The organism is Metapseudomonas cellulosilytica, from assembly GCF_049334135.1.
Lineage (GTDB): Bacteria > Pseudomonadota > Gammaproteobacteria > Pseudomonadales > Pseudomonadaceae > Metapseudomonas.
Genome location: NZ_JBHZGN010000017.1, coordinates 106,786 through 127,934, shown reverse-complemented (window position 1 = coordinate 127,934; position 21,149 = coordinate 106,786). Strand labels below are relative to the sequence as shown.

General features: G+C 63.9%; 16 protein-coding genes and 5 tRNA genes. 8 read left to right on the top strand and 13 right to left on the bottom strand.

Translation table 11 applies throughout. The features are described 5' to 3' along the window. The first annotated feature begins 37 nt into the window (after window positions 1-37). From ACFW0H_RS20800 to ACFW0H_RS20785, 4 genes are all read left to right on the top strand, one after another. Complete coding sequence (locus ACFW0H_RS20800) at window positions 38-448, top strand: PA2817 family protein (protein ID WP_377696550.1); 411 nt, start codon at window positions 38-40, stop codon at window positions 446-448. 188 nt (window positions 449-636) lie between these two features. Then, window positions 637-3,015, top strand: coding sequence for a TonB-dependent siderophore receptor (locus ACFW0H_RS20795; protein ID WP_422915752.1), 2,379 nt, complete (start codon window positions 637-639; stop codon window positions 3,013-3,015). Between the two features lie 53 nt (window positions 3,016-3,068). After that, complete coding sequence (locus tag ACFW0H_RS20790) at window positions 3,069-4,199, top strand: PepSY-associated TM helix domain-containing protein (RefSeq protein WP_422915751.1); 1,131 nt, start codon at window positions 3,069-3,071, stop codon at window positions 4,197-4,199. Further along, window positions 4,196-4,372 carry a hypothetical protein gene (locus ACFW0H_RS20785; protein WP_422915750.1) on the top strand — a complete coding sequence of 59 codons (177 nt, stop codon included), beginning with the start codon at window positions 4,196-4,198 and terminating at the stop codon, window positions 4,370-4,372. Before ACFW0H_RS20790 ends, ACFW0H_RS20785 begins: the two co-directional genes overlap by 4 nt. Window positions 4,373-4,553: 181 nt before the next feature. On the opposite strand, the gene ACFW0H_RS20780 is transcribed toward ACFW0H_RS20785, so the two are convergent. Beyond that, window positions 4,554-4,805, bottom strand: coding sequence for a hypothetical protein (locus ACFW0H_RS20780; RefSeq protein ID WP_422915749.1), 252 nt, complete (start codon window positions 4,803-4,805; stop codon window positions 4,554-4,556). 492 nt (window positions 4,806-5,297) lie between these two features. On the opposite strand from ACFW0H_RS20780, the gene ACFW0H_RS20775 reads away from it, so the two are divergent. Next, on the top strand, window positions 5,298-6,437 hold the full coding sequence (locus ACFW0H_RS20775) for an SRPBCC family protein (RefSeq protein WP_422915748.1): 1,140 nt from the start codon (window positions 5,298-5,300) through the stop codon (window positions 6,435-6,437). Window positions 6,438-6,479: 42 nt separating this feature from the next. Here the strand turns inward: ACFW0H_RS20775 and ACFW0H_RS20770 are convergent, their stop codons facing one another. Next, entirely contained in the window at window positions 6,480-7,019 is a 540-nt protein-coding gene (locus ACFW0H_RS20770; RefSeq protein WP_422915747.1) for a ProQ/FinO family protein, read from the bottom strand. 330 nt (window positions 7,020-7,349) lie between these two features. On the opposite strand from ACFW0H_RS20770, the gene ACFW0H_RS20765 reads away from it, so the two are divergent. Next, window positions 7,350-8,174: an SDR family NAD(P)-dependent oxidoreductase gene (locus ACFW0H_RS20765; protein WP_422915746.1), complete on the top strand. Its 825-nt coding sequence runs from the start codon at window positions 7,350-7,352 to the stop codon at window positions 8,172-8,174. Between the two features lie 172 nt (window positions 8,175-8,346). Here ACFW0H_RS20765 and ACFW0H_RS20760 read toward each other — a convergent pair whose 3' ends face one another. The 6 genes from ACFW0H_RS20760 to ACFW0H_RS20735 all read right to left on the bottom strand — a co-directional run bounded on the left by ACFW0H_RS20760 (window position 8,347) and on the right by ACFW0H_RS20735 (window position 18,194). Next, complete coding sequence (locus tag ACFW0H_RS20760; protein WP_422915745.1) at window positions 8,347-9,942, bottom strand: sulfatase-like hydrolase/transferase; 1,596 nt, start codon at window positions 9,940-9,942, stop codon at window positions 8,347-8,349. Between the two features lie 29 nt (window positions 9,943-9,971). Then, complete coding sequence (locus ACFW0H_RS20755; protein ID WP_422915744.1) at window positions 9,972-12,332, bottom strand: efflux RND transporter permease subunit; 2,361 nt, start codon at window positions 12,330-12,332, stop codon at window positions 9,972-9,974. An 8-nt stretch (window positions 12,333-12,340) separates the two neighbouring features. Next, window positions 12,341-13,477 (bottom strand): WD40/YVTN/BNR-like repeat-containing protein, encoded by a 1,137-nt coding sequence (locus ACFW0H_RS20750; RefSeq protein ID WP_422915743.1) that lies wholly within the window; start codon window positions 13,475-13,477, stop codon window positions 12,341-12,343. 21 nt (window positions 13,478-13,498) lie between these two features. Beyond that, window positions 13,499-14,848, bottom strand: coding sequence for a DUF1329 domain-containing protein (locus ACFW0H_RS20745; RefSeq protein ID WP_422915742.1), 1,350 nt, complete (start codon window positions 14,846-14,848; stop codon window positions 13,499-13,501). 17 nt (window positions 14,849-14,865) lie between these two features. Then, a complete protein-coding gene (locus ACFW0H_RS20740) occupies window positions 14,866-16,722 on the bottom strand; it encodes a DUF1302 domain-containing protein (RefSeq protein ID WP_422915741.1) in 1,857 nt (618 codons plus the stop codon). Window positions 16,723-16,871: 149 nt separating this feature from the next. After that, window positions 16,872-18,194, bottom strand: a complete 1,323-nt coding sequence (locus ACFW0H_RS20735; protein WP_422915740.1) for a serine hydrolase domain-containing protein — start codon at window positions 18,192-18,194, stop codon at window positions 16,872-16,874. Window positions 18,195-18,353: 159 nt separating this feature from the next. Here ACFW0H_RS20735 and ACFW0H_RS20730 point away from each other — a divergent pair, with 159 nt between their 5' ends. After that, a complete protein-coding gene (locus ACFW0H_RS20730; protein ID WP_422915739.1) occupies window positions 18,354-19,265 on the top strand; it encodes a LysR family transcriptional regulator in 912 nt (303 codons plus the stop codon). Window positions 19,266-19,627: 362 nt separating this feature from the next. Here the strand turns inward: ACFW0H_RS20730 and ACFW0H_RS20720 are convergent. The 5 genes from ACFW0H_RS20720 to ACFW0H_RS20700 form a co-directional block, all read right to left on the bottom strand. Next, a tRNA-Gly gene (locus ACFW0H_RS20720) sits at window positions 19,628-19,703 on the bottom strand. A gap of 15 nt (window positions 19,704-19,718) precedes the next feature. Beyond that, a tRNA-Glu gene (locus tag ACFW0H_RS20715) sits at window positions 19,719-19,794 on the bottom strand. A gap of 6 nt (window positions 19,795-19,800) precedes the next feature. Then, window positions 19,801-19,876: transfer RNA gene (locus ACFW0H_RS20710), tRNA-Gly, on the bottom strand. Between the two features lie 89 nt (window positions 19,877-19,965). Continuing rightward, window positions 19,966-20,041: transfer RNA gene (locus tag ACFW0H_RS20705), tRNA-Gly, on the bottom strand. Between the two features lie 15 nt (window positions 20,042-20,056). Further along, a tRNA-Glu gene (locus tag ACFW0H_RS20700) sits at window positions 20,057-20,132 on the bottom strand. Window positions 20,133-20,364: 232 nt separating this feature from the next. On the opposite strand from ACFW0H_RS20700, the gene ACFW0H_RS20695 reads away from it, so the two are divergent. Continuing rightward, window positions 20,365-21,135 carry a hypothetical protein gene (locus ACFW0H_RS20695; RefSeq protein WP_422915738.1) on the top strand — a complete coding sequence of 257 codons (771 nt, stop codon included), beginning with the start codon at window positions 20,365-20,367 and terminating at the stop codon, window positions 21,133-21,135. Window positions 21,136-21,149: the final 14 nt, after the last annotated feature.

Here is a 21,149-nt window from a genome sequence, read left to right as displayed (position 1 = left end):
ATACTCCCGCGCCCGATCCAGCTTCAGGAAATCCACCATGGCCAATCCCTACCTCGACCACCACCTCGCCCTGCTCGCCCACCTGCGCGGCATCCTGGTCGCCCTGGGCGAGGCCGAACAGGTACCGGAAGAGAACCACGCCCTGTTCGTCGAGCGCTTCGACGAGCTGATGAGCGAACTGCCGCGCGACCCCGAAGGCAGCCAGTACCTGGGCCAGGACCTGATCAGCCAGGTCTTCCACCGTTACCCGCAGATCGCCCACCTGGTGCCCCGCGACCTGCTCTGGTTCTTCGGCGGCGACTGCCTGCACTTCATGCCCGACGAAGAGATTGAACTCTTCCAGCGCCTGGACGAGCGTCGCTTTGAAGCCGAGCAGAACGGCGAGCCCTTCGACTGGAACCGCGAGAAGCAACTGCTGGCCCTGCCGGAAGACGGCAGCAAGCACTGAGTCGCCCCGGGGGTGAGGCCACGCCTCGCCCCCCTTCTCGCCTTCCCCCTTCACCTTTTCCACTGCAGCTCCTGATCCGACCGCCGCCGGTCCGGCCAGAAAAAATCTTCTCTGTCCCCCCTATCACTTTTCGATTCTGCTTCGGCAACAGGGCATTGAGACAATTTCTCACTTAGGAGATATTTCCATTGCGCCCTGATTCCACCCCGTTCCGCCACGCCTTCCTGGCGCTGGCGATCGCCCTCGTTGGCCTCTCCACCCAGGCCCGGGCCGAGCGCTACGAGCTGCCTTCCGCCCCCCTGGCCAGCACGCTCAATCGCATAGCCGCCGATGCCGGCATCGCCCTGAGCATCGATCCGGCCCTGACCTCCGGCCGGACCGCGCCCGCCGTGAAGGGTGAGCTCACTCCATTGCAGGCACTGTCCCAGGCACTGTCGGGGAGCAACCTGCGCCTGGTGCAGAACGGCACCGACAGCTACAGCCTGGCGCCTGTAGCCGACGACGTGATGAACCTGCCGGACGTGACCATCGACGGCGACCGCAGCTATGAAACCGCCTGGGGTCCGACCACCGGAATGGTGGCCACCCGTACCGCCGCCGGCACCAAGACCGACACCGCCATCAACGAGATTCCCCGTTCGATCTCGGTGATCACCCGGGAGCAGCTGGACTCGCGCCCCACCCTCAACCTGAACGACTCGCTGCGCTACACCGCCGGCGTGATGAGCAGCGGCTACGGCTCCGACTCCCGCGCCGACTGGCTGAAAGTGCGCGGCTTCGTACCTACCCAGTTCCTCGACGGCCTGCCGCTGCCGGTGGGCTCCTTCGCCAACCCGAAGATCGAGCCCTGGAACCTGGAGCGCATCGCCGTGCTGCGCGGCCCGGCGTCTTCCGTCTATGGCCAGACCCCGCCCGGCGGCCTGCTGGACATGGTCAGCCGCCGTCCGCAGGCCGAGCAGACCAACGAGGTGGAACTGCAGGTCGGCAATAACGAGCACAAGCAGATCAATTTCGACAGTACCGGCAGGATCGACGAAGAAGGCCAGTTCCTTTACCGCGTCAGCGGCACCGTGCGCGACAGCAACTCGCCCGTCGACCACATTCCGGACAAGCGCTACAACCTGGCACCGAGCCTGACCTGGAACATGGGTGACGACACCCGGCTGACCTTCCTCTCGCAATACACCCGCGACGACACGGGCATCACCGGCCAGTTCCTGCCGCTACAGGGCACCAAGATCGACTCGCCCTTCGGCGAGATCTCCCACCACAAGAACCTGGGCGAGCCGGGCTGGGACTTCTACGATCGCACCTACTACGCCCTGGGCTACGCCTTCGAGCACCGCTTCAACGATGTCTGGCAGTTCCGCCAGAACCTGCGCTACACCAAGAGCGACCTGGAATTCCAGGCAGTGAACGTGTCCACCGTCAATACCGTCGACGCCGACGGCATGGTCAGCCGCGAATCCGGCATCGTCGACGAGGACATCAGCCAGTTCGCCGTGGACAACAACTTTCAGGCCAATTTCAGCACGGGCGCGCTGGACCACACCCTGCTGCTAGGCCTCGACCACCAGCGCTCGAACACCAACTACCGCTGGCGCTACGGTGTCGGCGTACCGCCGATCAACGTCAACAACCCGATCTACGGCGCCGACCTGTCGGGCGTCACCTACTTCACCCTGCAGGACTACAACCAGAAGACCCGCCAGACCGGCCTCTACATCCAGGACCAGATCGCCCTGGACAACTGGCGCCTGACCCTCGGCGGCCGCGAGGACTGGCTGCACACCGACGCCACGTTCTTCAACCAGAACGGTGCCACCACCACCCAGCGCGACATGGCCTTCAGCGGCAACGTGGGCCTGAGCTACCTGTTCGACAATGGCGTCACGCCCTACATCTCCTACGCCGAGTCCTTCCAGCCGGCCATGGGCGCCACCGTCAGCAGCATCCAGTCCTTCCAACCAACCGAGGGCAACCAGTACGAAGTGGGTATCAAGTACCAGCCGCCCGGCGCCGACGCCATGCTGACGGCGGCCGTCTATGACCTGACCCAGACCAACGTCAGCGTCGCGGAGGGCAACGTGACCCGCCAGGTCGGCGAGCTGGAAGTGCGCGGACTGGAACTCGAAGCCACCGCCGACCTCACCGAGAGCCTCAAGCTGGTGGCCTCCTACAGCTACACCGACAGCGAGATCCAGAAAGGTCCGGACAAGGGCAACCGCATGGCCCAGGTCCCGCGCAATCAGGCCACCGCCTGGGCCGACTACACCTGGCACAGCGGTGTCCTCGACGGCTTCGGCATCGCCGGTGGCGTGCGCTATGTCGGCGACAGCTACGGCAACACCGCCAACACCTGGCTCGGCCACACCGGTTCCTACACCGTCTACGACGCCTCGGTCCACTACGACCTGGGCCGCATGGACGGCTCGCTGCGCGGTCTCTCCGTGGCGGTGGACGCGAAGAACGTGTTCAACAAGGAGTACCTGTCCACCTGCGATGGCTACTGGTGCTACTACGGCGACGAACGCACCGTCGTCGGCAGCGTGAACTACCGGTTCTGAACCACCGCCAAGTAAGGGCCGCCCGGCGGGCGGCTGCTGAACAGGGATTCCCTATGCAAAGCCGCTCCATCCGGCGCTGGTCCCGGGTCCACACCTGGACCAGCCTGGTCTGCACCTTCTTCCTGCTGATGCTGGCCCTCACCGGGCTGCCGCTGATCTTCCATCACGAGCTGGAGCACCTGCTGGGCGAGGCACCCGAATTGCGCGAAATGGCGCCGGACACTCCGCACCTGGGCTTGCAGCAACTGGTGGACGCCGCCCAGCGCCATCGCCCCGGCGAGGTGGTGCAGTACCTGGGCTATGAGAAGGACGAACCCAACGGCGTGATCGCCATCACCGCCGCCACGGCCGGCACCGAGCCGAACGCCTCGCACACCTTCATGCTCGACGCCCGCAGCGGCGAGCCGGTGGCCATGCCGGCGGCCAACGGCGGCGTGCTGATGTTCATCCTGCGCCTGCACGTGGACCTGCTCGCCGGGCTGCCGGGCAAGCTGCTGCTGGCCTTCATGGGGCTGCTCTTCGTCGTCGCCATCGTTTCCGGGGTGGTGCTCTATTCGCCCTTCATGCACCGCCTGAAATTCGCCGAGGTGCGCCACGCGCGCGCCACCCGCACCCGCTGGCTGGATCTGCACAACCTGATCGGCATCGTCACCCTGACCTGGGCGTTGGTGGTGGGCGTCACCGGTATCATCAGCGCCTGTGCCGACCTGCTGATCAATGCCTGGCGCCAGGACGCCCTTGCCGCCCTGGTGGAGCCCTATCGCAACGCGCCGCCACTGACGGAGCGCGCGCCGGTGGACAGGGTTCTCGAAATCGCCGGCAAGAAGCTACCCGGCATGCAGGCGGCCTTCATCGCCTTCCCCGGCACCCGCTTCTCCAGCGAGCATCATTACACGGTGTTCATGGTCGGCAGCACGCACCTCACCGCCCACCTGTGGACGCCCGTGCTGATCGATGCACGCTCCCTGGAAGTCACCGCCGTCGCCCAACGCCCCTGGTACATGGACGCCCTGGCCATGTCCCAGCCACTGCACTTCGGCGACTACGGCGGCCGCCCCATGCAGCTGCTCTGGGCCGCGCTGGATATCCTCACCATCGTCGTACTGGCCAGCGGGCTGTACCTCTGGTGGGCACGTCAGCGTCGCGGCATCGGTCAACGCACAGCCGAGGGGGCCACGGCATGAACTGGCGGCAATCCACCTTCGCCCTCCCCATCGCCATCGGCCTGCTTTCGGCCCTGGGCCTGTTCAGCGCCCTGCTGGGCGATGGCGGCTGGGACGCCCTCGCCTGGATCGGCCTCGGCATTCCCGCCGTGCTGGGCATCTGGCCGCTGCTGCGCTGGAGCGGTCGCGTCTGAGGCGTAGCCGAGGCTGAGACGGCGCGAAGCAGCTGCCGGCCCTGCCGGAAGACGGCAGCAAACCCCAAGACGAGAAATGCAAAAAGGCCCGCCCGGCAATGCCGGGCGGGCCTTCTTCATGGGGTAGTGGGCGGCGTGAGGAACCTTGCGGACAGCGGGTCCTGCCAGCCGCCCCCTCGGGTCAGCCCTGCCGACCCTGTTCAGCGCGTTGTTTCTGAGCGACAGACTCTTGCTGCTGCTCTTTCATCTGGACCTTGGCCAGACGGGCCTGCCAGCGCTGCGTCGAGCGATCGCCACCGCCTGCGGCCATGGCGGAAGTGGCCGAAAGGACGATGGTCAGGGCGGAAGCAAGGGCGATAACAGATTTCATATTCAAAACTCCGGACAACAAAAGGGTAAAACGGGAAAGATCAGCGGACACCTCGGCGAACATGTCACCTGCAGACGTGCGAAAGATGCGGATACACCGCCGGCACGCAAGATGGAGCCTCCTTGATCAACGTCAGTTGGCTGGAGCACAAGCTGATGCCTGGACAGCTGCAGACCAATGACCAATTCCTGAAACTAGGACTGGCCGAAGTGAAATTAGTTCGGTAGCTAACGAATAGTCCTACGCGACATTACCCTCCGCGGACCGAGCGGAGCCCCCTGCCGCCGGGGGTTTCGGGCAGGCCGAACCGTTCGTCGATATGCCCGGAAATGCCACTCAGGCATCGCTCTCGGCAAGCGCCGGTCGGGAGCCCGATGCTGCTGACGGTGCCAAACCAGATTCATCTGCACGGGCGGCGGCGCCACCGGCAAAGGATCCAGTTGAATGCGATGCCGATTCACATCATGAATAATGCACATTCGCGCTATCCATTATCGAAATAAGGCATTCGCCACTAGACTCCAGGCTATGTCAACAAGACTGCCGGAGCAGCCCATGATCCACGACACCCAGGCCTTCCGCGCTCGCTACCGCGCGGCCATCCATCCCCTCTACAACGCCTGGTTGCATGGCGCCTTCGTGTTGGCCTACGGCGCGGCCTGCCTTGCCTTCTTCATCGGCAGCCTGGAAAACGTGAAACCCTGGGAGTGGCTGGTGGTGCCGGCGGCGTCGGTGTTCTTCAACTGGGGCGAATACGCCATCCACAAAAACCTCGGCCACCACAAGACCCGCCTCGGCGCGCTGTTCTACAAACGCCACACGGGGGATCACCACAGCTTCTTCGTCGCCGGTCAGATGACCTGGGACTCGGCCCGGGACTGGCGGGTGATCCTCTTCCCGGCCTGGCTCATCGTCCTCTTCAGCGCCGCCCTGTTCCCCGCCTGGTGGCTGCTGTCCTTCATCAATACCAATGCCGCCGCGCTCTTCGCCGCCACGCTGCTGGCCGGCTACCTGAGTTACGAAGTCTTCCACGCCTGCGAGCACCTGCCCGCCAGCCACCCGATCTCGCGTCTACCGTGGATACGCCACATGCGCCGACTCCACGAACTGCACCATCGCCGCGACCTGATGCAGCGCCACAACTTCAACCTGGTCTTCCCGCTGATGGACTGGCTCAAGGGCAGCCTGCACTGGGAACCGTTGGAACAGGAGAGTCCCATGACCCGCATGCAGCACGAAGTGGAAATCGCCCACAGCCCGGAACAGGTCCTGGCCTACGCCAGCACCGCCACCCGCTGGCCTGAATGGCACCCCTCCTCCCTGCGCGTTGACGGGCATGTCGGCCCGCTGCCCGCCGGCAGCCACTTCGAGGAAGACATCCACGCAGGCGGCCGCGCGGGCCACCTCAGCTGGGACGTGACCGAATACAGCCCCGGCTCGCGCTGGCGCGCCACCGCGCGGGGCACCCACGGGCTAGAGCTGCTGCTGACCTACGAATGCGAGAAAACGGCGACCGGCACTCGCTTCGTCCGGACCCTCGAGTACGGCTTCTCCGGCTGGGCCATGCGCCTGGCCAACCTGCTGGTGATGCGCCGCCAGATCGACCGCGAATCGGCAGAGTCCATGCGTCAGCTGAAGGAAATGGCCGAGCGCGCCATCGAGGCTGCGCCGGCCCGCCAGCGGAATCTGGCCTGAGAAAGGTGAAGCGGCCCGACCGGGCCGCCTCGGGAGCCGACTTCAGTTCGAGTCCGCTGTCGGCGTGGCTTCTGCCTCGGCAGCGCCTGCGGCCGGGGCGTCAGGCCGCGGGCGCTTGGCCTTGCGCTCCTGCGCCTGCTCCCGCGCGCGGCGCGAGGCCAGCTTGCGCGCATGCAGTGCCTGGGCTGCCGTCACCTCGCCGACGGCCTGGCCCTGCAGGTCGACACGTGCGGCATTCTCCACCAGGCAGGCCCAGTAACGACTGCCCTGGCACCAGGCGCCAATGGCCTGCTTCAGTTGCTCCGCCGTCGTACCCAGAGCTTCCAGGTGCTGCTGCGCGTCTTCGAAAATGCCCTGCTTGAGCGGAACCTTGGGCGCGGGGTTCCGCGGGAAGGCCAGGGGAAAGAGGCTTTGCAGGCGCCAGATGATTTCCACTTCGGGGGAAACCGGCTCGCGGCGCTGTTTCGGCGCTGCGGCCCGCTTGGCCTTCGGCTTGGGCTTCGACTCCGGTTTCGCCGGACGAGATTGCTCAGCCTGAGCGCGAAGACGATCCCTCAATTCAGCAAGTTGTTCAAAACCCATCTTACGCATTTACCAGGTTTGGTCAGTTCGGATGCGGGAGGTTACCCCAAAAGGTTGCCCGGCTGCAGCCATCAGCTGCGCCTTGTTCGCCAACGGACCGCAGCCAACGCCGACAAGCGAGCGGCCGATTCGATGCCGAAGCGAACGGAGCGCGAGTAAAGGCAACTAGTCGCTTCGGACCATGACACCGCACCAACGCCCGCATAGCCTCGTGGGCGGGTTCGCTATGGCCCCCCCGACCGTTGCGCGGATAGGGCCAGGCGTGAATCCGTGGGTTTCATGAAGCCCACCGCCTTCGCTCCACCTTGCACACCACGGAGGAATCTGGTCATGAGCGAACACATCTGCCGAAAGGGCGCTACAGCCGTCATCACCGGCGCAGCCAGCGGCATCGGCGCCGGGCTCGCGCGCAGGGCAGCCGAACTGGGCATGCGCCTGGTGCTTGCCGATATCGACAGGGAACGGCTCGAGGCGCTTGGCGCCTCCCTCGACACCGAGGTACTCGCCGTACCCACCGACGTCACCGACGGGACAGCCGTCGACCAGCTGGCCGCGCGCGCCTGGGAGCGATTCGGCGGCGTCGACCTGCTGTTCAACAATGCGGGGGTCATGGCGACCGGCTTCACCTGGGAAATCTCGCAAAAGCGTTTCGAACACAGCTTCGCCGTGAACGTCCAGGGCGTGCTGAACGGTATCCGCAGCTTCGTGCCTCGACTACTGAAGCAAGGCAGCCGCTCCCATATCGTGAACACGGCCTCGATTGGCGGATTCCTGCCAAGCCCGCTGATGTCCCCGTACTCGGCGACCAAATTCGCCGTGGTGGCGCTGACCGAATCGCTGCATGGCGAGCTGCGCATGCTCGATGCGCCGATTGGCGTCTCGCTGCTGGCGCCTGGCCCGGTGCAGAGCGGCATCTTCGACGACCCCTTCGGCGATGCCCCCGAGCAACCGGCGGTCCGCGGCTTCGTGGACCAGCTGCGCGGCATGTTGCAGGAGAACGGCTTGTCTCCCGACGAGTTCGCCCAGCGCGTCTTCGCCGGCATCAACGAAGGACGCTACTGGCTGCTGCCCCAGCCGGAACTGCTCGATGAAGCACTCAAGGCACGCACGGAAGGGATTCTCACGCGCCGCGAGCCGCAACTGCCCCGTTACTGATACATCGATTCCCTGAGCGCAGCGGTGCTCCAATCGACAGCGCCTGGTAGTTTCCCGGACGCGTCGAAGCGTCAGGTTTGGTCCAGCCGATAGCTGGAGGACGGGCAGGTGGAATTGCCTAGCGGCTATTTCCACCTGCCGCCATCAAGCCAACCGTGCACCCCCAACGTCGCTATTGCAGCTGGATCGGCACCGGTGGAGCGAAGGCTTTGAAGGTGGCTGCATGCTGTTTGGCGGCTTGCAACAAGACCGGGATGTGCGGCTGTTTCAGCGGGGCCATCGCGTGCTCTTCCTTGGGGTCGATCAGAAGGTTGAACAGCTTGCCGCCATACATCGAACTCTGCACCGTGGCCTGGAACGGGCTGTTGCGCGGCCAGGTATCGTCATGCTGATAGTTCTGGTCACGGATCAGAACCTTGAACTCGGCGATACGCAGGCCCATGAAGGCGTTCCCTGCCCAGTAGTACTGGGTGCGTCGGCGCGAGGCGCCACTGTCGGCCAGCAGGAAGGATGACTGGTCGATGCTGTCGATGAAGCGGTCGCCGGGCAGCTTGTCGCTGGCACCTGCAAGCGTGAGTGCAGTGGCATAGAGGTCGGTCAGATCGAACAGCCCGGCGGACACCCGGCCCTCCTTGATCGTGCCTTTCCAGTAGGCGATTCCGGGGACGCGTACCCCGCCCTCGTAGCTGGTGCCTTTGGCGCCGCGGAACGGTGTGTGCCCGGTGTCGGGGAAAGCTTCTGCAAAGGGACCGTTGTCGCTGGTGATGAAGATCAGCGTGTTCTCCAACTGGCCGCTGCGCTCCAGCGCGTCACGGATCTCGCCGATGCGGTGATCCAGTTCGACCATCACGTCCTTGTACGGGTACTTGGCCAGAGACTTGCCGGCGAAATCCGGGTGCGGATAGTTGTCGTTGTGAGCCCCGCGCGTGGCGAAGTACAGGAAAAACGGCTGCTTGCTGTCCTTGCTGCCTTCGATGAAACGCACCGCGTGCTCGGTCAGCTTCTCGTCGACAAAGCGGATCGAGTCGTTATCGATCGGGAAGACCGGTTTCGCTTCTTCGCCGCTGCTGCCCTCGACAATGGCCATGGTCTCGCCTTTTGCGGCCCAGGCATTGCGCACAGGATCGGTGACCAGGTCGGGGTTGCGCCAGGGCTCGCGCCAGGCCGTGTAGTCGTCGGACGAGGTGAGGATGCCGTAGTAGTGGTCGAAGCCGACATTCTGCGGCTGCGCTTCCTTGAACGTACCCAAATGCCACTTGCCGACCGCACGGGTGACGTAACCGGCCTCCCTGAGCTTTTGCGGCAGGGTCGCTTTCGCATCGAGCCCACGGCCATTCGCCCCCTCGCCGGGAAGCATCGGGCGCAGCAGGCCGGTACGTACCGGAAGCTGGCCGGTCATGATCGTGGCCCGTGTGGGGGTGCAGGACGGTTGCGAGTAGGTATTGGACAATTGCAGGCCGGCATGGGCGATCTGGTCCAGGTTAGGTGTGGCCGCACCGACCGCATCGCCGCCACCATAGACGCCGAGGTCCCCCCAGCCCACATCGTCCATCAGCACGACGACGATGTTCGGCGCGTGGCCGAACTGCCGCCTCAACTCGCTCAGGCGTTCGGCTGCAACCTTCTCCTGCGCGGGGCGGACGATGGCCGGCTCCTGGTTCGGCCGTTCTGCTTGTGGCTTGGCCAGGAAGGTGTCGTCCGTCGTTGCCTGGGGTGCGTTACCCGGTTGGGCGCAGACAGGCAGTGCAATGGCGGTGAGCAGCGCCATGAAGCGGCCGCTCCTCGATGCAGAGACTCTCATGGGTGTTTCCTTTCGTTGGATCGTTGCGGGGTAAGCAGGGAGGCGATGGCCGGCAGCAGGACCAGCGCGCCGACCATGTTCCAGACGAACAGCAGGACCAGCAGCAGGCCCATGTCGGCCTGGAACTTCAGCGCCGAGAGCGACCAGGTGGCGACGCCGAGCGCCAGGGTGATGCCGGTGAACGCCACCGAGGTGCCGGTGGTCTTCAGCGCCTCGAAGAAGGCCGCGTTGAACTGCAGCCCCTGGTGCAGGAATGCCTCCATGCGGCTGTAGAGGTAGATGCCGTAGTCGACACCGATACCGACGCCGAGGGCGATCACCGGCAAGGTGGCGACCTTCACCCCCAGCCCCATCTGCGCCATCACTGCCTCACAGAGCACGGTGGACAGGTACAGCGGCGCCATCAGCGCGAAGGTGACCTTGACCGATCTGAACTCCCAGAACACCACCAGCGAGATGATCGCGAACACCAGCACCAGCATCAGTTTTTCCGAACGCTGGATGACCTGGTTGGTCGCCGCTTCGATGCCGGCATTGCCGGCCGCCAGGAGTACCTCGAAGTCGCCGCCACCTCGCTGTCGGGCGAAGGCCTCTGCAGCACCGGTCACGCGGGCCAGGGTTTCGGCCTTGTGGTCGGCCAGATAGACGCTGATGGGCGCCACGCTGCAGTTGGCATCCACCAGTTCCGAAGAAGCCCCGGCGCGGGCGTTGTTCATCACATAGGGGTCGCGGGAGAACTCCGCCCACTTGGGGTTACCCTCGTTTCGCGCCAGGATGCCGAAACGCATGGAGCCGTATAGCGACTGAACGGACTCCACCCCTTCCACTTCCAGCAGTTCGCGTTCCAGCTGGTTGGCCAGGTCCGCGGCGGCGAAACGCGCACATTGTTCGGCGGGTGTCTTGAACATCACCACGAAGACATCGGTACTGGTGCTGTAGTGATCCAGCAGGTAGGCGTTGTCCTGGTTGTAACGAGCCTCAGGCCGAAACTCCGGAGCCCCCGCATCGAGGTCACCGATCTTCAGGTCCTGCCGTGCGTGGTAGCCGAACCCGAGCAACAGCAAGCCACCCAGCACCAGCGGCACGGCGATGCGCGGCTCGACCACGCGGCTCAGCCGGCGGAACACCGGCCAGGAAGAATCGGCGCGTCTGCGCTGCTGGCGCAGCCCGCGTGGACTGACTCCGACGTAGGACATCAGGACCGGCAGCAGGAACATCTTGGTGAAGATGGCGACGAACACGCCGATGCTGGCGGTAATGGCCAGCTGCTGGATCACCCCAATATCGATCACCAGCAGGGTGATGAAGCCGACGGCATCGGCCAGCAGCGCCGTCGAGCCTGGAATGAACAGCGCGCGGAAGGTGCGTCGGGACGCCTCCAGCGGCGTCGCCCCGCTGCCCATCTCGCTCATCATCAGGTTGATGTTCTGCACCGCATGGCTGATGCCGATGGCGAAGATCAGGAAAGGCACCAGGATCGAGTATGGATCCAGCCCAAAGCCCAGCAGGCTGAGCAAACCGAGCTGACCGATCACGGTGAGCAGGCAGGTCAGCGCCGTCACCGCGGTGCTGCGCCAGCAGCGGCAATAGGCCAGCAGCAACAGACTGATCAGGGCGACAGTAAGGGCGAAGAAGAATGCGATGTCGCCAGCGGCGGCGAGCAGGTCGCCAATGATCTGGGCGAAACCTATCACCCGGATGCGCACGCCTTGGCCGGCGAAGTGTTCGCGCACCTCCTTTTCCAGCACCTTGGCGAACTGACCATAGTCCAGCGGTTGGCCGGTTTCCGGGTTCTTCTCCAGCAGCGGCACGCGGATGATCGCCGAGTGGAAATCGTTGCCCACGAAGCTGCCGAGCATGTTGGCGCGCAGGATGTTCTGCCTGACCTGGGCCAGCGCCTCCGGGCTGCCGTCGTAGCCATCCGGGATGATCCGCCCGGCGCGCAGGCCCTCGGTGGTCACCTCGCTCCAGACTGCGTTGGGCGTCCACAGGGACTTGAGATTGCCGCGGTCGACCCCGGGGATATAGAAGACCTTGTCGTTGACTTCGCGCAGCGTTTCCATGAACGAGCGGGTGAAGATCTCGCCCTCGGGGTTCTCCACCAGTACCCGCAGCACATTGCTCTGCGGCCTCAGCACGTCCTCGAACTTCAGGTAGTTCTGGATGTAGGGGTGGCTGGAGGGAATCATCCGCGTGAAGCTGGCGTCGGGCCGCAGCTCCAGGGCCTTCCAGCCGAGCAGCAGGAAGACGAGCGTGAAGAAGGCCAGCACCGCCGGACGGTGGTGGAACAGGGTGCGTTCGGTGTAGCCGACCATGCGTTTCAACCGGCTGCCGACCTTGAGCGTTTCGTGTGGCATCGCAGCATTCATTGCAACTGCTCCCGGACTTCGGACATCGGCAAGACGTGCAGTCCCCTGCCACCGACCAGTGCCAATCGAGTGGGGTCGATCATCGCGACGCCGAGCAGCGCCGCCTTGTTCGCAGGTGACCAGGGTTTGAAGTGCTGGCCGTCGCGGCTGGCCAGCAGCACGCCGCCCTGGCCAGCCAGCAGCAGGCTGCCGTCGTCCAGCTCCACTCCCCCATAAAGCCCGGCGCGAACCGGCAAGGTCACTTGCTGCCAACTGTCGCCCCGGTCCTGGCTGGACAGCAGCGTGCCGCCGAAGCCATGAGCCAGTACACGGCCGTCGCGAAGTTGCATCAGCTTGTACAGGGAGGCAGGGCCGCTGGGCTGGGACGACTGCCAATGTGGGCCTGCATCGCGTGATCGATACAGGCGACCACCCTCTCCGCCCACCAGCAGACTGCCATCGGCCAGTCCCAGAACGGTGTTGAGGTGCAATCGGTCAGGGTTTTCCAGACCGGGCAGGAAGGCCCAGGTCTGTCCGCCATCGCGGGTGTGCACGATCATGCCGTAGGCACCCACCACCCAACCTTCCTGCGTATCGCGGAACCAGACATCCAGCAGCGGACGCGAGGAACCTGCCTCGGCGCCGGCCCTGGCGTCGTCCAGGGCGAAATTGGCGTTGTCCAGGGCGCTTTCCAGCGACGTGTCGCCCGGCGCGACGGCAATGGCGGCCTCGAGCCGGGCAACTTCCCCCTCGGCCCAGGTGACCATCAGCTGGCTGATGGTGCGGCCATCGAGTTGCTGGCTCCAGGTCCTGCCGCCATCCTCGCTGTGCAGCACCACGCCGTCATGGCCGACCGCCCAGCCGTGCGCTTCGTCGACGAAGTGCACGGCGGTGAGCAGCAGGTCGACCGGCACGTTGCTCTGCTGCAAGCGCCCATCAGGCTCGCGTAGCAGGATGTGGCCGCTTTCACCGACCGCAACCAGCCGCTCCCCTACTCGCTGTACATCGGTCAACAGGCGATGCCCGGCACTGACCGACAGCGGCGCCGGCCGCTCCAGGCGGTCGGCCAGAGGGGCGCCGAATGCGGATGCAGCCAGCACACTGGCGCCCAGGCCGATTACACGGCAAAACCCCGGACGGATAGTCGTCTTCATGGTTTCTCCCTGCGCGCGGCCTCAACGGCCCGAGCGGCGCAGAGCCGCAGGGCTGAAGTCCTTGAGCGTGGCGCGGATGCCGAAGCGGGTGAGCTTCTCTTCGTTCTCCAGGCCGTAGACCACATAGCGTCGCGCCTGCAGGTCATAGGCGACCTCGCTGACATGGATAGCCGAGAGCACGTCGTAGCGCTGCAGGCTGTGGGCCTCCTGGACACGCCACAGTTCGCCGCGGCCGTCGTAGAGGTCGGCGGCGAGGATGCCCCAGCTGTCCTCGTCGAGGTAGAACACACGCTTGGCGTAGATATGCCGCTCGCCGGGCTTGAGCGTGGCTTCGACCACCCAGACGCGGTGCGGCTCGTAGCGGACCAGGTCCTGGTTCAGGTGGTTGGCTTGAACGATGTCGCCGTACTTCAGCGAACGGTCGGCCAGCTTGTAGGTGTTGTAGGGCACCAGCATTTCGCGCTTGCCGACCAGCTTCCAGTCGTACTTGTCCGGTGCGCCACTGAACAGGTCGATCATGTCGTTGGTGCGCAGGCCGTCGGAGGTACTTACCGGGGAGTCGTAAGAGACCTCCGGGGCGCGCAGCACTCGACGCTGGCCGGGGTTGTAGACCCATGCCAGGCGACTCTCGCGGGTCTGATCCAGCGGCTCGTGAATCAGCGTCTGGCCGCCGGCGACACTTTCCGGAGAGGTGACCTTGCCCAGGTAGTAGAACAGCCGGTTCGGCTCCGGATTGCCCATCGCCGAGGCCATCACGGCCTTCACTTCCCTGCGTACCGGCGTAAAGCTGCCATTGGCCTGGACCACCATCTCGGTGGGGTAGTACAGGTAGCCGCCGGCGCGGTAGCGCACGAGGTGGTTGTAGATCGCCTCGATCCCCGACTTCGGGATCGGGAACGGCACGCTGGTCTTCTCATAATTCACCAGGCCGTTGCCGTCGTTGGCCAAGTCCACCTGGGCGGCCTCGCGGGCGATCTGCGTGTATTCGGTCGCGGGCAAGGCTGCCGTGCGGTGGCTGGGATAGACGTTCAAGTGGTAGGTCGGGTACCGCTCCAGCAGGGCCCGGTAACCCGGGCTGAGCTGGTCGCGGTACTGCGCCATGTTCGCCTTGGAGACAGTGAAGAGTGGCTTCTCGCCCGCGAAGGGGTCGAGATAGCCCTTGCTGGCGTCGAAGCCGGCCGGTGGTGTAGCAAGGCCGCCGCGCCAGGCAGGAATGCTGCCACTGGCATTGCCGCTTTTCTCAGCGCCAGTGGGGGTCAGGTCCTGGCCCAGGCGGGCGATTTCTTCGGCGCTCAATCTGGCCAGGGCAATTTCGCTGGCAAAGCTGAGCAAGCCGCCGAGCATGGCGGCGGAGAACAGATGCTTGTTCATGGCAGTTACCTTGGGAGTCAGAAGCCCATACGCAGGCTGAGGGCGATGAAGTCGCGGTCAGTGGCACCGAACGGTGTATTGCCCGTGCCCGACCAGGAGAGTTCGGCGGAGTAGTTCTGCAGGTAGTCGGCCTTGACGCCAACCGAACCCAGCAATCGGTCTTCGACGAAGTTGCCGTCGTAGGACCAGCCCTGGACGTCCTGGCCGAAGGCGACGAAGGGCGAGACGTTGATCCCGGCGAACAGTGCCGGGTAATTGAGCTGCGCGCGCAAGCGGTATGCCCAGGAGAACGTCGTGGCATAGCCGTCCCGGGAACAGGCGTACTTCCGGTACTGCGCCGCGGCGCCAACGAGGCAGCCGGCGGCACTGCCGTCAGCCAGGTCGGAACCGTACAGGTCGCCCTTGGTGTAGCGGCGCTTGTCCAGCCCCGGCAGGTCGTGCACGTACTTCATGCCCACCTCGCCGGTCAGGCCCAGGCTGTCCGCGCCCAACACCTGGGAGATGGACTTGATGAAGCCGAGCGACAGTTGCGAGATCTCGCGGCGGTCATAGCCGTTGTAGACCGAGCCCGGCAAGGCGTTGATGGCGTCCCGCCCGAGGGTAATGTCCTGGCCGATCATCGCTGCCGTCGCCCCGGGGTTGCCGGCGAATGCAGGAATGAGGTCACCAGTGGCCAACTGCACCGGTTGATTCGGACGATAGCTGTATTCGCCGAATATCGAGGTGCCCCAGAGGTTGGTGGAGAAGCTCAGGCCGAAGATCCGGATGTCCTCGGGGAAGTCGGCGAAATAGCGTCCGTTGGTGTCCTGCTTGCCCGCCAGCCAGCCGGCCCCCACGCCCGGGCGCAGGTCGGTGAGGATGCTGGAGTACGGCGTGCGCGAGTGGATGTTCAGCGCATAGGCACCGAACTCGGTGCCGATCTGGTCGGCGAAATAGCGCATGGCCAGACCGAACTGCCCGGCGTCGGACGGTTCGTTGTCCCCTGCACGGCGGATGATCTGATCGTTGCCGAAGCTGGCCGGGTCGTTGGCACCGCCACGCGGAACGCCGAAGCAGCCCTGGGGGATGAAGTCGTTGGTCGCGAAGTAGGTGCCGCAGCCCTCCAGCACGGTCCGCCGCCACTCCAGCTGGTAGAAGGCCTCCAGGCTCAAGGCGTCTGTCAGGCCGAGGTTGCCGTAAAGCATGGGCACCGGCAGCAGCGCTTCCTTGAGCTGCGAACCGGGTCGGCGCAGCGCCGCCACGTCGATGGGGTTTGCCGCGTTGATGCCGTTCTGGAAGAACAGGCCCTCGCCCCAGTTGACCACCTGGTTACCGGCGCGGGCATGCAGTGGGTGGTCCCCGAGGGTGAAATCACCGAACACATAGGCGTCAAGCAGGGCCGCGCCCTGGAACTTGGCCAGCTCGTCGAAGTGGCTGTCATCCAGTTTGCTGTTCGGCTGGTAGCCATTGGACGAATGGCCGAAATCCACCTCGCGATTGCTCAGGGTGTAGTCGTACCAGGCCTTGCCACGGATGAATGCGCCGTAGTTGCGCCAGTTCAGTTCCATCTCGCCTAGCAGGGTAATCGGCGACGACACCAGGTTGCGTTTGCGGAAATTGAGGCGGCCGTCGTCGCCGGTACGCCCGCCGCTGGGATTGAACTGGCCGGGCGCGCCAAAACCGATACTGTCGGCGTTCCCCTGGAAGATGCTGTCACTGTCAGGCTTTTCAGCATTCCAGATCGCACCGATGCTGAGGCTGCCGTTGACACGGCCACTCACCTCGCCCCATTGGATCTCGGCGGCCTCGGTGCCCATCGAGATTGCCAGGGCCAGCGGAGAAAGGAGCCGCGAGGCCCGTACCAGTCGGTGACGGCGGGACTGTTGGTGAATCATGACGCTACCTCTTATTAGTTGTTCTGTGAGGTTTTCGATTGGCCTGAAACCGGCACGAGCGAACCCGACCCACGCCGGCGATGGCGCGAGGTTCAGGGGAAGTTGGCCGGATCGAATGCAGGGACGAACTGCCAGTCCCCGCCCTGGGGTTAATTGGGAATGACGCGGAGCACCGCGGTGACCAGATTGTTGAACGCCTTCTGCGAATCAATCGCCCTGGACCCTCGGGCCTGACTGGCTCCAGGCTGCGTGGCGCGAGGTGCCAGGTCCATGGCGGAGGCCAGCTTGACGATCACCAGTTCGCGGGCCGGATTGATGTAGATCTTCTGGCCGAAACGACCGGCCGCCTCCAGCGAGCCGTCGCCATCGTTCTTCTGGTACCAGTAATTGTGGTAGGAGTAGCCGGTCCGCTCTCCGGATTTGCTGCCCGCAGCAATCAGGTCCCGATTGTCGTGAGGTGCGAAGCTCAGCTGCACCGCTCGCGCGAACGGGTCTTTCCGGGAGTCCTCGCCGAGTGCGAGGCGTACCGCTTCGGCAAAGCGTCCGGCATCGCGCAAACTGCTGCTCAACCCACCACTGGCCATCTCGATGCCCTGCTCATCCACCAGCATGTCGGCATCATCCACCGCGAACTGCGACCAGATCCGCTCCGACACCAGCCTGCTCCAGCTCTGCCCGGTGACGCGGCTGATGGCCCAGGCGACCGCTTCAGGTGAGCCGTTCTGGTAGAAGAAAAGTGGTTTGCCCGCCTGTGCCGCATCGTTACCCGCCACCTTGAGGAAGTCGTAGATGGTGGCAGGCATACCGGGCTTGCGAGGAACAATGCCCGTCGCAGCAAACAGCCCGATGTCCGGCGGCACGTTGCCGGGATAGCTGACGGCAACGGCCATATCCAGGTTCTGCTGGACAGTGGCATCGCCGAAGGGGGTATCGACCAGCTCGGGGACATAACTGGAAAGCCGCGCATTGGGGTCCAGTTTGCCCTCGGCGATAAGCTGCGCTGCAAGCAGGCCCGTGACCGATTTGGTCATCGACGCCCAGATATGCGGCTGACGCTCAGTGAAACGGTCGAGATAGCGCTCGTAGACGATCCTCCCCTTGTGCAGGACGAGGAAGCCATCGGTGGCGGTTTCCTCCAGATATCGGGAGAGCGTCAGCGTCTGCTCGCCAACGGAAAAGGCCAGATCACCCAGCGACTGCGGCTCGCCATTCTTCAACACCAGGGGCGATTCGGCCCGGGCGACGTTACGGGTGGGCGACAACTCTCGCGCATGGCTCGTGGCCCAGCGCAGATAAGGGGATTGAAAGGCATTGGCCTTGGTCACTCGCTGCTCGGCCGGCGGCGGGAACCCCTGCATCACGTCCAATCCTCCTTCAGCGAACGCAGACTGCAAACCCAATCCGGTGAGCAGCAGACAGGCAGAAGCAACACGTTTGAATGGTGCGGTGATCAAAGTTGACTGGTTGTTCATTGTTATTGTGTCCGACGGTGTGGTCCGGGCAGTTCGGGAGCTTGCCACGATCAATTCCTGGGCAAGTCACAACTGTTGTGGTGCGGCGCCAGTCTGTGAGAGATTCAGGCATAAACACAAAGAACCAAACAGGCGAAACCCATAACCATCTGGAATGCCATGGACACTCGCGACTTCGAATACATGGTCTGCATCCAGAAGCACGGCACGATCGGCAAGGCCGCAGAATCCCTGGGGATCAGCCAACCGGCACTGACCAAGGCGCTACGCCGGGTCGAACAGCAGTTGGAAATTCAACTCTTCGAGCGTCTCCCGCAGGGCGTGCGGGCCACCGAGGTCGGCGAGCTGTTTCTCGAACGGGCAAAGCACCTCTACCGCGACTTCGAGGACGCGCTCGCCGAAATGCGTTGCATCAGCAAGGGTGAGCAGGGAATCGTGCGGCTCGGCTACTCCCCGACATTCCCCGATGCGCTGGTGGTCGCAGCCAGCCGCCGCCTGATGCGCGAACGGCCCGCCGCCAAGCTCCGTCTGCACTGGCGCTTGGCCAAGGAGCTGATGGAAGCTCTTGATGCCGGAGACATCGACATGGCGTTTGTTCCCCTATCGGCAACCAGCTCGGAGTTCAGCACGCAACTCCTCTATGAGGATCGCCTGGTCGTTGCCGTGGACCCGAGTCATCCACTGGCCACACGAAAGCGGATAACCCTCGCGGAACTGCAGGGGGAAGAGTGGTTGCTGCCCGCCGGGAACATGGGCGTTCGGCAGATGCTCGAGGAAAACTGCCGTCAACGCGGCTTGCCTCCGCCATTGTGGCGGGCCGAAGCGGACTTCAGTAGCGAGACGCTCTATCAATTGATTGAAGGGACACGGCTGCTGACGCTTGCACGCTATGGGCGTGGCTTCCTGGCGACAGGATTGGCGGCGATCGACATGAAACCGGGAGAGCTCGAACTCGATCGACGCGTCGGCATCGTCACGCGAGCGCAAGGTTACCTATCCCCCGTTTGCCAACGAATGATCGAATTGTTCAAGGAGGAGTTGGACAAGAAAGAGATTCTGGAGTGGCTGTAGGGTCAGGGGATCGATTGGGAGATGCCAGGATTTTCCGCCCGTGGGAGAGACGACAAGGCAATAGCCATCTGCGTCGGGAAGGCTGTAGGTTTTTTCTGATGCTTTAGCTTGTCGGATAGACAGATCGGAGAGGCTCATTTCATAGCTCCCAAGCTTCAGCATGGGCTCTATGCAGGACATGCCCCCGCTCATCCCTGGAAACAATGCGAATCGACGCCAAACCTGTTTTCGGTCTCGACTCTGGCCTCAAAACCTCCAGCTGTTGCTGGAAATTCATGGCTTTTGGCTGGAACGAAAAAAGGGCCTTGCGGCCCTTCTTTCAGTGTCTTACAGAACTCCGCGGAACTCTGTAGATCGATATTTGGAGCGGGAAACGAGACTCGAACTCGCGACCCCGACCTTGGCAAGGTCGTGCTCTACCAACTGAGCTATTCCCGCATGCAACTTTGAAACTGGCGTCCCCTAGGGGACTCGAACCCCTGTTACCGCCGTGAAAGGGCGGTGTCCTAGGCCACTAGACGAAGGGGACTGAAATTGGAGCGGGAAACGAGACTCGAACTCGCGACCCCGACCTTGGCAAGGTCGTGCTCTACCAACTGAGCTATTCCCGCATGCAACTTTTACAGCTGCGCTCTTCAGAGCGCGCCCCTCACCCTTTTCGGGCTCGGGAGACAGAACCCTTGGGCCCTGCCTTTGAATCTGGAGCGGGAAACGAGACTCGAACTCGCGACCCCGACCTTGGCAAGGTCGTGCTCTACCAACTGAGCTATTCCCGCATAAAACTTCGAAAGTGGCGTCCCCTAGGGGACTCGAACCCCTGTTACCGCCGTGAAAGGGCGGTGTCCTAGGCCACTAGACGAAGGGGACGCGGCCCGGAACTTACAACAGCTTTGACGCTTGCTTCCGGCTTCATCGCTCTGCCACCGGCATTGCGTCGAAGTGGCGCGCATTCTATGGAGGCTTTGAACACCCGTCAACCCTCTATCGAAAACTTTTTAAAATCAAAGACTTCCGATCAAAATTTGATCCACCTCTATGAAGGCTCCGGGGCGAGCCTCTACACTCGCCCGCACCTGACATGAACATCGGAGCCCTTCAGATGTCGCCACTTGTGATCACCCTGTTGATCGTTGTCGGTATCGTCATCCTCGTTGTCATTGGCTACATCAATCATGTGGTGGAGAACAGCAAGCTGGAGAAGGCGCGCCTGAAGGCCGACCTCGGCGACCGCATTCGCCGCTGCGCCGACCTCTCCGAGACCCTGCCCGGCCAGATGGTTTCCCCCGCCCTCAAGCTGCTGTTGACCCGCCTGCAATTGCAGTTGGGCGAACGACTGCAACAAATAGAGAAGCACGACAACGGCCTCAAGGTGCGCCTGGACCAGCTCCGCTCGCTGGCCGGCCAGGGCGAATCCATCCCGGTGAGCAACCCGCCACAGAAGATCCAGACCGAAGCCAAGGCCAAGGAAATCCGCTTCCAGCTGGAGACCCTCCACGGCCAGGTCACGCGAGCCGTCCAGGACGGACTGCTTCCCGCTGCCGAGGGCAAGAACTGGGCCAGGGATATCCGCGACATGCTCGTGCAGCTGCACGTCGAGTTCTTCACCAACCTTGGCCTGCAGGCCGTCCAGGAAAACCAGCCGCGTCAGGCCCGCCTGGCCTTCGAGCGCGGCGTGCAATACCTGCAGAAGCAACCCGATCCGGCGCGCTACCAGGCCCCGCTGCAACAGCTCAAGGCCCAGCTCGCCCGGGCCAACGCCCTGGTACTGGAAAACGCGCAGCCCACCGCGAACGAACCCAGCGAGCTCACCGAGGGTCTGAAGTCATTGGATGACGACGACATCTGGAAGAAGAAGAACATCTACGACTGATCCGCTCGGACGAG

Bases quoted from the DNA above. Each gene is read 5' to 3' on its own strand.
- ACFW0H_RS20745 (WP_422915742.1), bottom strand. From the start codon at position 14,848: ATGAACAAGCATCTGTTCTCCGCCGCCATGCTCGGCGGCTTGCTCAGC.
- ACFW0H_RS20780 (WP_422915749.1), bottom strand. From the start codon at position 4,805: ATGTTCGCCGAGGTGTCCGCTGATCTTTCCCGTTTTACCCTTTTGTTG.
- ACFW0H_RS20765 (WP_422915746.1), top strand. From the start codon at position 7,350: ATGAGCGAACACATCTGCCGAAAGGGCGCTACAGCCGTCATCACCGGC.
- ACFW0H_RS20695 (WP_422915738.1), top strand. From the start codon at position 20,365: ATGTCGCCACTTGTGATCACCCTGTTGATCGTTGTCGGTATCGTCATC.
- ACFW0H_RS20730 (WP_422915739.1), top strand. From the start codon at position 18,354: ATGGACACTCGCGACTTCGAATACATGGTCTGCATCCAGAAGCACGGC.
- ACFW0H_RS20775 (WP_422915748.1), top strand. From the start codon at position 5,298: ATGATCCACGACACCCAGGCCTTCCGCGCTCGCTACCGCGCGGCCATC.
- ACFW0H_RS20735 (WP_422915740.1), bottom strand. From the start codon at position 18,194: ATGAACAACCAGTCAACTTTGATCACCGCACCATTCAAACGTGTTGCT.
- ACFW0H_RS20790 (WP_422915751.1), top strand. From the start codon at position 3,069: ATGCAAAGCCGCTCCATCCGGCGCTGGTCCCGGGTCCACACCTGGACC.
- ACFW0H_RS20740 (WP_422915741.1), bottom strand. From the start codon at position 16,722: ATGATTCACCAACAGTCCCGCCGTCACCGACTGGTACGGGCCTCGCGG.
- ACFW0H_RS20770 (WP_422915747.1), bottom strand. From the start codon at position 7,019: ATGGGTTTTGAACAACTTGCTGAATTGAGGGATCGTCTTCGCGCTCAG.
- ACFW0H_RS20785 (WP_422915750.1), top strand. From the start codon at position 4,196: ATGAACTGGCGGCAATCCACCTTCGCCCTCCCCATCGCCATCGGCCTG.
- ACFW0H_RS20800 (WP_377696550.1), top strand. From the start codon at position 38: ATGGCCAATCCCTACCTCGACCACCACCTCGCCCTGCTCGCCCACCTG.
- ACFW0H_RS20750 (WP_422915743.1), bottom strand. From the start codon at position 13,477: ATGAAGACGACTATCCGTCCGGGGTTTTGCCGTGTAATCGGCCTGGGC.
- ACFW0H_RS20760 (WP_422915745.1), bottom strand. From the start codon at position 9,942: ATGGCGCTGCTCACCGCCATTGCACTGCCTGTCTGCGCCCAACCGGGT.
- ACFW0H_RS20755 (WP_422915744.1), bottom strand. From the start codon at position 12,332: ATGCCACACGAAACGCTCAAGGTCGGCAGCCGGTTGAAACGCATGGTC.